Here is an 11,455-nt window from a genome sequence, read left to right on the forward strand (position 1 = left end):
GGCGGCGGCACGACGGTGCGCGGGCAGACCGCCGAGGTCCAGCGTCGCGGACCGGCGGATCGCCCGGTCAGAGACCGAGTTCGGCCTCGAAGTTGCCGGCCTCCAGGCGCTCCTTGACGGTGCCCAGGAAGCGGGCCGCGTCGGAGCCGTCCACCAGGCGGTGGTCGTAGGAGAGGGCCAGGTAGACCATGTACCGCGGCACGATCAGCTCGCCGAGGCTCGCGTCGTCCACGACCACGGCCCGCTTGACGACCGCGCCGGTGCCGAGGATGGCGACCTGCGGCTGGTTGATGATCGGCGTGTCGAACAGGGCGCCCCGGCTGCCGGTGTTGGTCAGCGTGAAGGTGCCGCCCGACAGCTCGTCCGGCAGGATCTTGTTGGAGCGGGTGCGCTCGGCCACGTCGGCGATCCGGCGGGCCAGGCCCGCCAGGTTGAGGTCGCCGGCGTTGCGGATCACCGGGACGATGAGGCCCTTGTCGGTGTCCACGGCCATGCCCAGGTGCTCGGCGTCGTGGTAGGTGACCGTGCCGGCCTCCAGGTCCATCGACGCGTTCACGTTCGGGTGCACCCGTAGCGCCTCGACCGAGGCCAGCGCGAAGAACGGCAGGAAGGACAGCTTCACGCCGTTCTTGGCGAGGAAGTCGGCCTTGGCCTGCTCGCGCAGCTTCGCGATCTTGGTGACGTCGACCTCGACCACGGTGGTGAGCTGCGCCGAGACCTGCAGCGACTCCACCATGCGCTTGGCGATGGTGGTGCGCAGCCGCGACAGCTTCTCGGTGCGACCGCGCAGCGGGCTCGGGGCGGCCTTGGCGGCCGGAGCCGCGGCGGGCGCGGCCGGGCCGGCTGCGGCGGGGGCCGCGGCCGGAGCCTTGGCCTTGGCGGCCGCGTCGAGCACGTCCTGCTTGCGGATACGGCCGCCGACGCCGGTGCCGGTGACCTTGCCCAGGTCCACGCCGTTCTCGGCGGCGAGCTTGCGCACCAGCGGGGTGACGTAGCCGTCGGCGCCGGTGACGTCCGCGGCCGGAGCCGGAGCAGCCGGGGCGGCCTGGGCGGGAGCAGCCGGAGCGGCCTGGGCCGGAGCAGCGGGCGCCGGGGCAGCCGCCGGAGCGGGGGCGGCCGGAGCCGGAGCGGCCGGAGCCGGGGCGGCAGCCGCCGGAGCCGGAGCTGCCGGGGCGGGAGCCGCGGCGGCCGGGGCCGCGCCCGCGGCGCCGATCAGGGCGAGCTGGGCGCCGACCGCGGCGGTCTCGTCCTCGGGGACCGTGATCTCCAGCAGGGTGCCGGCGACCGGGGACGGGATCTCCGTGTCGACCTTGTCCGTGGAGACCTCGAGCAGCGGCTCGTCGACCTCGACCGTCTCGCCGACGGCCTTCAGCCAGCGGGTGACGGTGCCCTCGGTGACGCTCTCGCCGAGTGCGGGCATCTTCACCGGGGTCGCGTCGCCGGCGGGAGCCGCCGGAGCCGCGGGGGCTGCCTCGGCCTGAGCCGGCGCCGGTGCCGCCTCCTGGGCCGGAGCGGCCGGGGCGGCGGCCTCGGCGGCGGGCGCCTCAGCGGCGGGGGCCTCGGCGGCCGGGGCGGCCGCGGCCGGGCTCTCGCCCTCACCGGCGATGACCGCCAGCTCGGCGCCCACCTCAGCGGTCTCGTCCTCGCCGACGATGATCTTGCTGAGGATGCCGGCGGCCGGGGACGGGATCTCGGTGTCGACCTTGTCGGTCGAGACCTCGAGCAGCGGCTCGTCGACCTCTACCCGGTCACCCTCCTGCTTGAGCCACCGGGTGACGGTGCCCTCGGTGACGCTCTCGCCGAGCCGCGGCATGGTTACCGATACCGGCATTGCTTCAGACTCCTCGGTGTAAGTGCTGATCCGCTGTTTCGAATAGGACGAACTGAGCTTAAACGCGTCAGTTGTGGGCGTGCAGCGGCTTGCCCGCCAGCGCCAGGTGCGCCTCGCCGAGCGCCTCGTTCTGGGTCGGGTGCGCGTGGATCAGCTGCGCGACCTCGGCCGGGAAGGCCTCCCAGTTCACGATCAGCGAGGCCTCGCCGACCTGCTCGCCCATACGGGCGCCGATCATGTGGACGCCGACGACCGGGCCGTCCTTCTGGCGCACGAGCTTCACGAAGCCCTGGGTGCCCAGGATCTTGCTCTTGCCGTTGCCGCCGAGGTTGTAGTTGTACGTCTCGACGTTGTCCGCGCCGAACTTCTCCTTGGCCTGCGCCTCGGTGATGCCGACCGACGCGATCTCCGGGTCGGTGTAGGTGACGCGCGGGATGCCGGACTCGACGATCGGGGCCGGGTTCTGGCCGGCGATCGTCTCGGCGACGAAGATGCCCTGGAGGAAGCCGCGGTGCGCCAGCTGCAGGCCGGGCACGATGTCGCCGACGGCGTACACGTTGGGCAGGTTGGTGCGCAGGCGCTCGTCGGTGATGACGAAGCCGCGCTCCATGGTGACGCCCTGCTCCTCGAAGCCGCAGTTGGCGGTGGCCGGGCCGCGGCCGACGGCGACCAGCAGCAGCTCGGCCTCCAGGGTGTCGCCACCGGCGATGGTGACCTTCACGCCCGAGTCGGTCTTCTCGACCTTCTCGAACGGCTTGCCGACCTTGAAGCCGATGCCGCGCTTGCGGAAGGTGCGCTCGAGCTGCTTGGAGATGTCCGGGTCCTCGGCGGCGACCAGGCGCGGCAGGGCCTCGACGATGGTCACCTCGGCGCCCAGCGACTTCCAGGCGCTGGCGAACTCGACGCCGATGACGCCGCCGCCCAGCACGATCGCGGACGCGGGGACGCGGTCCAGGGTGAGGGCGTGCTCGCTGGCGATGACCCGCTCGCCGTCCAGGTCCAGGCCGGGCAGGCTCTTGGAGTAGGAACCGGTGGCCAGCACGATGTTGCGGCCGGTGTAGCGCTGCCCGTTCGCCTCGACGGCGTTCGGCGCGACCAGCTTGCCGGTGCCCTCGACGTAGGTGATCTTCGCGGCCTTCACCAGGCCCTGCAGGCCCTTGTACAGGCCGGCGACGACGCCGTCCTTGTACGAGTTGATGCCCGCCATGTCGATCTCGATCAGCTCGGCCTTGATGCCGATGTGCCCGGCCTCGCGGGTCTGGTCGGCGACCTCGCCGGCGTGCAGCAGCGCCTTGGTCGGGATGCAGCCCCGGTGCAGGCACGTGCCGCCCAGCTTGTCCTTCTCGATCAGCGCGACGGACAGACCCAGCTGTGCCGCGCGCAGCGCGGTGGCGTACCCGCCGCTACCGCCGCCGAGGATGACTACGTCAAAGGTCTCGCTCACGATCGCTCCAAGGTCGCGTCATTGCCACTGAGCCGGTGTGTGCTCAGCCCACACCCGGTCATCTTGTCACTGCCGGAGCCGGGGCGCGCACTGGAGGTGCTCAAGGACACGTCTGGCTACTCTTGCCCAGTACCATGCGCACCGGAGTGAGACCTTCGACAGAGGAGCGGGTGTGGGTTGGTTCCGCCGCCGGGGCAGCGGGTCCTCGGCAGATCGTCCGGCCAACCCGGCCGACGTCGCACATCTGGAGCAGTTCGCGCAGTCCCGCCGGGGTGTCGAGGCGTTCATCGAGCCGCGGACGACGGTGACCGGAACCACCGTCATCCTGATCGCCCACGACGGTGAGTGGACCCGTCGCCGCATGCCCAGCCCCACCGTGGTGCGCCAGTTCGCCAAGCGGCTGGCGATGCCCGTCTACGACGTCCAGCTCGTCGGCTACCCCCAGCGCATGCGCGACTACAACGCCCGCCAGAAGCTCCGCCCCACCGACTGAACCCACCGTGGGTGGGGGAAGATCGCTGTTTCGTGTCACGAAGTGAGGTTTAACCGCACTTCGTGACACAAAACAGCGATCTTGACCAGCCGCCGTCACTGACCCGGCGCGGCTGCGTCGGCAGGGGGTCAGCCGTTGGCGGCGAGGTCGTCCAGGAGGGCGACCAGGGTGCGGACCGGGACGCCGGTGCCGCCCTTGCTCCAGTGGCCGGTGGCCTCGCCGGAGTGGAACGACGGGCCCGCGATGTCGATGTGCGCCCACTCGACGCCCTCGGCCACGAACTCGCGCAGGAACACACCGCCCTGCAGCATGTGGCCGGCGCGCTCCATACCCGCGCTGACCTGCAGGATGTCGGCGACGTCCGACTCCATCGACTTGCGGATCTCGTCCGGCAGCGGCATCGGCCAGGTCGGCTCGCCGACCAGCTCGCCGGCCGCCTTGGTGCGCTGGGCCAGCGCCTCCGAGCCCATCACGCCGGCGATCTTCTTGCCCAGCGCGACGACCTGGCCGCCGGTCAGCGTCGAGGTCTCGATCAGGTAGTCCGGCTGCGCCTCGCAGGCCAGCGCGATCGCGTCGGCGAGGATCATGCGGCCCTCGGCGTCGGTGTTGAGCACCTCGACCTTCTTGCCGCTGCGCATGGTGATCACGTCGCCGGGCCGGTACGCGTCGCCCGACAGCATGTTCTCCGCGATCGGGATGTACGCGGTCACCGCGACGGCCGGCTTGAGCTCGGCGATGGCGACCATGACGCTGGCCACGGCGGCGGCGCCGGCCATGTCCGACTTCATCTCCCACATGCCCTGGGCGGGCTTGATGGAGACGCCACCGGTGTCGAAGGTGATGCCCTTGCCGATCAGCGCCACGGTGGTGGTCGCCTGGGCCGGCTTGTAGGTGATCTTGACCAGGCGCGGCTTGGCGGCCGAGCCCATGCCGACGGCGAGGATGCCGCCGAAGCCGCCCTCGGTCAGCGCCTTCTCGTCGAGCACCTCGACGTCCAGGCCGGCCTTGCCGGCGACCGCGGCGATCTCGTCGGCGAACGACGGCGGGCGCAGCAGGTTGGCGGGGGCGTTGACCCAGTCGCGGGTGCGGGCTACCGCGGCGGTCACCACGGCGGCACGCTTGACCTCGGTGTTGGCGGAGGCCTCCTTGGCGTCGGGCACCAGCACCGACACCGCGGTGACCGGGTCCTTGCGGCTCGCGGACGGCTTGCCCTTGTATCCCGAGAACCGGTACGCGCCCAGCGCCGCGCCCTCCGCGACCGCGCGCAGGGTGAGCGCGCCGGTGTCGTCGGCGTCGTCGGACAGCGGCAGCGCCAGCGCGACCTTCTTCGCGCCGGCGAGCGCGCGGACCGCGGCGGCGGTGGCGCGGCGCAGCGTCTCCGGGGCGGGCGCGGCGCCGGACGGCTCGCCGCCCAGGCCGACGGCGACCAGCACCGGGGCCGTGATCGTGCCGAGCGTGGCGAGCTTGGTGACCTCGCCCGCGCCGCCGGTCGCGCCGAGCAGCGCCAGGGTGGCGGTCAGCTTGCCGTCGAACGCGGCGGCGATGCTCTCGGCCCCGGACGCCAGCAGCAGCTCGCCGGCCGCGCCCTCGGCGCCTTCCTGACTGTGTACGCCGATGACGACGGCGTCCACGGTGAGGTCGGCGGGGTCGGTGTCGGCGAGGCTCAGCGATGGCAGAGCCGTGGTGGGCGTGGTCACAAAGTACTCCTGGTGGAAGTGGGTTGCTGCGCCGATGCTAACGAACACCAAACGCCAGGGTAAGTTGCGCTCATGACCGACGTGGGTTCAAAAGACTCAGCCGACCTGCTCAGATCACCCCTGCATGAGCGTCACACCGCGCTGGGCGCCAAGTTCGCCGCTTTCGGCGGCTGGGACATGCCGTTGGAGTATGCCGGAGGCGGGGTGCTCAAGGAGCACACCGCGGTCCGCGAGGGAGTGGGCGTATTCGACGTCAGCCACCTCGGCAAGGCCCGCATCACCGGGCCGGGCGCCGCGGAGTTCGTCAACGCCTGCCTCACCAACGACCTGGGCCGGATCAAGCCGGGCAAGGCGCAGTACACGCTGTGCTGCGACGACGCGACCGGCGGTGTGGTGGACGACATCATCGCGTATCTGTACGGGGACGACCACGTCTTCCTGATCCCGAACGCGGCGAACACCACCGAGGTCGTCCGCCGGCTGACCGCCGCGGCACCGGCGGAGCTGACCGTGACGAACGAGCACGCGGACTTCGCGGTGCTGGCGGTGCAGGGGCCGCGGGCGGCCGACCTGCTCGCCGAGCTGGGGCTGCCCACCGGGCACGAGTACATGAGCTTCGCCACAGCGGAGCTGGACGGGGTCACGCTGACCGTGTGCCGCACCGGCTACACCGGCGAGCACGGCTACGAGCTGGTCGTCCCGTCGTCGGACGCGGCGGTGGTGTGGGACCGGCTGTTCGGCGCGAGCGTCGAGGCGCGGGCCTGCGGCCTGGCCGCCCGGGACACGCTGCGCACCGAGATGGGATACCCGCTGCACGGCCAGGACCTGTCCATGGAGATCACCCCGGTGCAGGCCCGCGCCGGCTGGGCCGTGGGCTGGAACAAGCCCGCCTTCTGGGGCCGCGACGTGCTCACCGCCGAGAAGGCGGCCGGCGCCCGCCGCACCCTGTGGGGCCTGGTCGCCAACGACCGCGGCATCCCGCGCCCGCACATGGCGGTGCTCTCCGGCGACACCACGGTCGGCGAGGTCACCAGCGGCACCTTCTCCCCGACCCGCAAGGTCGGCATCGCCCTGGCCCTGCTCGACACCGCCACCGGCCTCACCGAGGGCGACACCGTCGAGGTCGACGTCCGCGGCCGCCGCAGCTCCATGACCGTGACGAAACCCCCCTTCGTCACCCCCTCCGTCAAGTAACCCAAACGCAAGGAAGGGCACCTTCTTAACGCTATGCGTGGTAGAAGGTGCCCTTCTTAACGCGTTACGGAGGGTGCTCCTTCTTCGCGGCGTCGCCTGCCCGCCGCCCGTGCCTCGTAGCTCGCGCTCGTCGCGATCTTCGCGGGGGCGGGTACGGTGCGGGCGTGGGTGTGACGTATGAGCAGGTGCGGGGTTGGGTGCTGGAGCTTCCTGGGACCGGGGAGGTCATGGTCGAGGAGTGGGGGCATCCGACGCTGCGGGTGGGCGACAAGATGTTCGCGTCGGGGACGCCGGGGAGCACCGTGATGACGGTGAAGGCGTCGAAGGAGGAGCAGGCGGCGCTGCTGGCGGCCGCGCCGGAGGTGTACTCCGTGGCGGCGTACGTCGGGCGGTTCGGGTGGGTCCAGGTCGCGCTCGATCGGGTCGAGGCGGACGAGCTGCGGGAGCTGGTGGTCGAGGCGTGGCGGCGGACCGCGCCGAAGAAGCTGGTCAAGCAGTACGACGCGGGGGCCTAGCCGGCCAGGGTCTTGCCCTCGGTGCAGCGGCTCAGCCACATCGCGGCCTCCTCGGGCGACAGCACCTCGTCGAGCGAGATCGACGCGGCCATCATCGGGAAGCGGCGGGCGTTGTCCCAGCTCCGCTCGTACGGCGGCGGGTCCAGCTGGATGATCCGCACGCCCTCGGGGGCGGGGATGTCGGCGGGCACGCCCTCGTTCCAGATCCAGTTGCCGTACGCGTCGACCAGGTTGAACCAGCCCTTGACCTGCCCGCCGAACGCCTCGTACGGCGCGTCCAGGGCCACCGCCGTCCACGCCGGGTCGACGTGCAGCCCGTCGAGCATGCCCTGCTCGGCCGGCCCGGACAGGACCGCGGCCAGCAGCACGTGCAGCTGGAAGTTGTCGCCGACGCCGCTGATGCTGACCCGCCAGCCGCGTCCGGTGCCCCGGTGCAGGACCAGCAGCTGCTCGGCGTCGAGCACCGACAGCAGCATCGACACCCAGCCGGTGTCCTCGCGCACCTGCTCCAGTGCGGACAGCGCCGACCGCAGGCCGGGCGTGCACCGGCAGGCCAGCCGCGCCGTGGGGGAGTGCTGCAGCACCGTGGTCGCGCAGCGCATCCAGGACGCCAGCCCGAACCAGCTCTCCGTCAGCCGCACCGCCTGGTCCGGCGGGATCGTCTCGTCCAGGCGCTCCAGCGCCGCCTCGAACTCCGACTGCTCCGGCTCGGGCACGTCGACGCCGGGGAACTCGCGCGCCCACACCTGCGCGAACTCGGCGGCGTGCACGGCGACCTCAGCCAGCCGCATGCACAGCACCATCGCCAGCGGGTCGGCGTCCGCGCCGCGTTCGACCAGCGCGCCGCACAGCACCGCGAACTCGCCGCCGAAACCGGGGTCGAGCTCGGCCAGCAGCCCCGAGCAGGCCACCAGGGCGGAGGTCAGTTCGTCGGGCGACGCGCTCTGCGCGGCCTCCCACAGCTGCGCCGTCGCCGACTCGAACGCCTCCAGGTCGCGTTCGCGGCGGGCGCGCAGGAGCGCGTCGCAGGCGCGGGCGAGCGGCGTGGCGGACTCGAAGATCATTCGCGTCATGCTAGTGGCATGCGGCTCAGAAGAGAACCGGCCCGACGGTGATCGGCGTCGGACCGCTTCGGACGCCGCTCGACTCAGCGCACGAGCAGCCCGGATGATCAGCGCCGGCGGCTGCTTCGGACACAGCCCCGGCTCAGCGCGCGAGCAGCCCGACGACGATGACGGTCGTCGCCGTCTCGGACCGCTCGGCTCAGCGCACGAGCAGCCCGATGGCGATGACGGTCGTCGCCGTCTCCGACAGGAAGCCGAGGACGTCGCCGGTGACGCCGCCGAGCCGGCGTACGACATGGGCGCGCAGCGCGACCACCACGGACAGTGCGATCGCGACGGCCAGCGGGCCCTGCCAGGGGCGATGCGGCACCGCGGGGACCGCCAGCGCCGCCACCAGCAGCGCGTTCACCGCCACCGCGGCCGGGCCGACGGTGCCCGCGACGAGCGCGCCCATGCCGCCGGGCCGGGCCGCCGGGATGCCGCGCCGGCACGCCGCGGTGATGGCGAGGCGGCCCCCGGCGACGGCGGCCGCGACGGCGGCGAGCAGCGCGAGCGGCGGCCGCGTGGACAGCTGCGCCAGGGCCGCGGTCTGCAGCAGCAGCACCAGCGCCAGGGCCACCACGCCGAACGGCCCCACCTCCGGCGACTTCATGATCTCCAGGGCGCGCTCGCGGGAGCGGTACGACCCCAGCGCGTCGACCGTGTCGGCCAGCCCGTCCAGGTGCAGCCCGCGGCTGAGCAGCGCGGCCAGGCCCACGGTCAGGCCCGCCGCGACCAGCGCGGGCAGTCCTGCCGCGAGCACCGCGAGCACGCCGCCGAGCACCAGCCCGAGCAGCGCGCCGACCGCCGGGGCCAGCCGCATGGACCAGCCCGCGACGGTCCGGTCCAGGCGGTCGGGACCGGCGACCGGCGCGACCGTCAACGTGGTCAGCGCCAGCCGCAGGCCGTCAGTCCACGATGGACGCGTCATCGGCCCGCGACTCGGCCGGGTCGGTCGCGTCGTCCGGCTCGTCGTCGGGCTCCTGCAGGTGCGCCGGGGGCTCGTCCAGGATGGGCGGCAGCACCGGCAGCGACGCGGCCAGCGTCAGCGCCGAGCGCAGCAGCGGCAGCGCCAGCAGCGCGCCCGCGCCCTCGCCGAGGCTCGCGTTCAGGTCGGTCAGCGCGGTCGTGCCGAGCACGTCGGCGGCCAGCACCGTGGTGGGGTGGCGGCCCGTGTCGGCCAGCGCGCACCACAGCCGCGACTGGCTGCCCAGATCGCGGGCGACCAGCCCGGCCGCGACGCCCACGGGCCCGTCCAGCAGCACCGGGGTCCGCCGCGCGGTCGCGCCCAGGATCACGCCCGCGGCCACCGCCAGGTCCGGCCCGCCCAGCTCGGTGAGCAGCTCGCGGGCCGACAGCACGCGCCCGCGCACGCGGTGCATGGCGTCGCGTACGGCCGCGCAGCGCAGCATCCACGCGGCGTCGTCCACGGTGCCGTCGGCGCCGACCACCCGGGCCAGCAGGCCGGGCACCTCGGCGCCGGTGACGGCGGAGACCACCGCGGCCGCCGTGGACTCCGCGCCCGCCCCGCAGGAGCCGAGGATCAGCAGGTCCACACCGCTGTCGACGGCCTCGTCGGCCAGCCGCCAGCCGCGGCGCAGCAGGTCCTCGACCGCCTCGGCGGGCATCGCCTCGAAGTGCTCGATGGCCTCGGCCGGGTCGGTCTCGACGACCTGCACGCTCACCCCGTGCTCGGCGGCGAGCACGCCGATCGGGCCCTCGCCCCGGCGCGCCTCGGCGGCGGTGCGGGCCGAGCGGCGAGCGGTCTCCCCGGCCGCGACGTCGCCCTGGTGGTCGCCGTGCAGCAGCAGCAGGCGCGGCCGCGCCCACGGCGCGGGGACCGCACGGCCCTGCGCGCCCGCGGCGAACAGCACGATGTCGGCCAGCCGGCCCAGCCCCGCGCCGGGCACGTCGAGCAGGTCCAGGTGGTCTCGGGCGGCGTCGCGGGCGTCGCTGTCCGGGATGGGCAGGTTCGCGCCGGGCTCGATGACCAGGCCGGTGTCGGCGACCTGCGCGGCCGGCTCGCGGTCGGCGGGCGCGTCGGAGGGCCGGGCCGCGGCGGCGACCGGCGTGAACACCTCGGGGCTGACGTACTCCGTCGCGGCCGGGCGGGTCTGGCCGGCGGCTACCGAACCGTTCGCGCCTGGGGCGGCCGGAGCCGGGGTGGCAGCGGCCGCGACACCGGCCCCGGCGGTCGCCGCAGCCGGGCCGGCGGTCGCGACTGCGCCGTGGCCGGCTGCTGGCTGGTCCAGTGCGGTGTCGGACGTGCCGAACTCGACGGCGGCGCCGGTAGCGGCGTCGGGGCGGCGCAGCCAGGCGGGCTGCCCCGCGACGACGAGCGTGACCGCGTCGCAGGCGGCGGCGACGGCCTGATTGGTCAGTCCCAGCAGGTCGGCGAAGCGCACGCCGGCCTCGGTCGGCGGCACCACGGACAGGCCCACCTCGGGGCTGACCAGCACCACGCGCGCCGGGCAGGAGCCGACCGCCGCGGCGAGCCGGCCGATGTGCGCCTGCGCGTCCGCGCGGTCCAGCAGGCTCACCACCCAGCCGCCCAGGTCGTCGACGAGCAGCGTCTCGTCCGCCGCGGCCTGCTGCAGCGCGCTGGTGAGCGCGTCGGGGTCGCCGTACGTCTCGACGGTCACCCAGGTCTGCGGGCGGCGCTCGCGGTGCGCGGCGACGCGCTCGGCGAACGCCGGGTCGCCGCCGTCGGCGAGCGCGGTGGCGAGGTAGCGCACCGACCGCGCGCCCATCAGCAGAGATTCGGCGTACTCGCTCTTTCCGGAGCGGATCCCGCCGAGCACCAGCACCCGCGCCCCGATGTGTGTGGGCCAACCGTCATGCGACATGCCCGTACCTTATGACCTTCGCCGGCGGGGCGGGGCAGCGGATGCGTGCCTGCGCGGCCGGCCGCGCGCCGCCGGATAGGCTGATCGTCATGACATGGAGCTGGCGGTACGAGGACGCGGAGGGCAAGCCCGTAGAGGGCCCGAACGAGACGTTCAGCAACCAGGCAGACGCGGAGTCCTGGCTGGGGCAGACCTGGCGTGACCTGGTCGCCGCCGGTGCGGTCGAGGTGGTGCTCGTCGAGGTCGTCCCGTCGACCGCCACCGCCACGACGGTCTGCGCCCCCTCGGCGGCACCCGGCTCGGCATCCGCCGACCCCACACCCTGACCTGGC

The 11,455-nt window shown here is 73.6% G+C and carries 10 protein-coding genes; 4 read left to right on the forward strand and 6 right to left on the reverse strand.

Annotation, left to right across the window (positions count from 1 at the left end; genetic code table 11):
• Positions 1-67 precede the first annotated feature (67 nt).
• On the reverse strand, positions 68-1,831 hold the full coding sequence (gene sucB, locus AB0J67_RS35520; RefSeq protein ID WP_363489218.1) for a 2-oxoglutarate dehydrogenase, E2 component, dihydrolipoamide succinyltransferase: 1,764 nt from the start codon (positions 1,829-1,831) through the stop codon (positions 68-70).
• Positions 1,832-1,898: 67 nt separating this feature from the next.
• Complete coding sequence (gene lpdA, locus AB0J67_RS35525; RefSeq protein WP_363489220.1) at positions 1,899-3,275, reverse strand: dihydrolipoyl dehydrogenase; 1,377 nt, start codon at positions 3,273-3,275, stop codon at positions 1,899-1,901.
• Positions 3,276-3,447: 172 nt separating this feature from the next.
• Between lpdA and AB0J67_RS35530 the strand changes: the two genes are divergently transcribed.
• The gene (locus AB0J67_RS35530; protein ID WP_363489222.1) at positions 3,448-3,768 is read left to right on the forward strand and encodes a hypothetical protein; all 321 of its coding nucleotides are present in this window, start codon (positions 3,448-3,450) and stop codon (positions 3,766-3,768) included.
• 128 nt (positions 3,769-3,896) lie between these two features.
• Here AB0J67_RS35530 and AB0J67_RS35535 read toward each other — a convergent pair whose 3' ends face one another.
• Entirely contained in the window at positions 3,897-5,465 is a 1,569-nt protein-coding gene (locus AB0J67_RS35535) for a leucyl aminopeptidase (protein ID WP_363489224.1), read from the reverse strand.
• 72 nt (positions 5,466-5,537) lie between these two features.
• Here AB0J67_RS35535 and gcvT point away from each other — a divergent pair, with 72 nt between their 5' ends.
• A complete protein-coding gene (gene gcvT, locus AB0J67_RS35540; protein ID WP_363489226.1) occupies positions 5,538-6,659 on the forward strand; it encodes a glycine cleavage system aminomethyltransferase GcvT in 1,122 nt (373 codons plus the stop codon).
• Positions 6,660-6,823: 164 nt separating this feature from the next.
• Complete coding sequence (locus AB0J67_RS35545; protein ID WP_363489228.1) at positions 6,824-7,174, forward strand: MmcQ/YjbR family DNA-binding protein; 351 nt, start codon at positions 6,824-6,826, stop codon at positions 7,172-7,174.
• On the opposite strand, the gene AB0J67_RS35550 is transcribed toward AB0J67_RS35545, so the two are convergent.
• The 3 genes from AB0J67_RS35550 to AB0J67_RS35560 form a co-directional block, all read right to left on the reverse strand.
• Positions 7,171-8,238, reverse strand: a complete 1,068-nt coding sequence (locus AB0J67_RS35550) for a hypothetical protein (RefSeq protein WP_363489230.1) — start codon at positions 8,236-8,238, stop codon at positions 7,171-7,173. The genes AB0J67_RS35545 and AB0J67_RS35550 overlap by 4 nt on opposite strands.
• A 199-nt stretch (positions 8,239-8,437) precedes the next feature.
• Positions 8,438-9,208, reverse strand: coding sequence for an adenosylcobinamide-GDP ribazoletransferase (gene cobS, locus AB0J67_RS35555; RefSeq protein ID WP_363489232.1), 771 nt, complete (start codon positions 9,206-9,208; stop codon positions 8,438-8,440).
• On the reverse strand, positions 9,186-11,123 hold the full coding sequence (locus AB0J67_RS35560; protein ID WP_363489234.1) for a bifunctional adenosylcobinamide kinase/adenosylcobinamide-phosphate guanylyltransferase: 1,938 nt from the start codon (positions 11,121-11,123) through the stop codon (positions 9,186-9,188). Before AB0J67_RS35560 ends, cobS begins: the two co-directional genes overlap by 23 nt.
• A gap of 89 nt (positions 11,124-11,212) precedes the next feature.
• Between AB0J67_RS35560 and AB0J67_RS35565 the strand changes: the two genes are divergently transcribed.
• The gene (locus tag AB0J67_RS35565; RefSeq protein WP_363489236.1) at positions 11,213-11,449 is read left to right on the forward strand and encodes a hypothetical protein; all 237 of its coding nucleotides are present in this window, start codon (positions 11,213-11,215) and stop codon (positions 11,447-11,449) included.
• Positions 11,450-11,455: the final 6 nt, after the last annotated feature.

The sequence above is a fragment of the Catellatospora sp. NPDC049609 genome, from assembly GCF_040675365.1.
In the GTDB taxonomy this organism is placed as follows: domain Bacteria; phylum Actinomycetota; class Actinomycetes; order Mycobacteriales; family Micromonosporaceae; genus Catellatospora.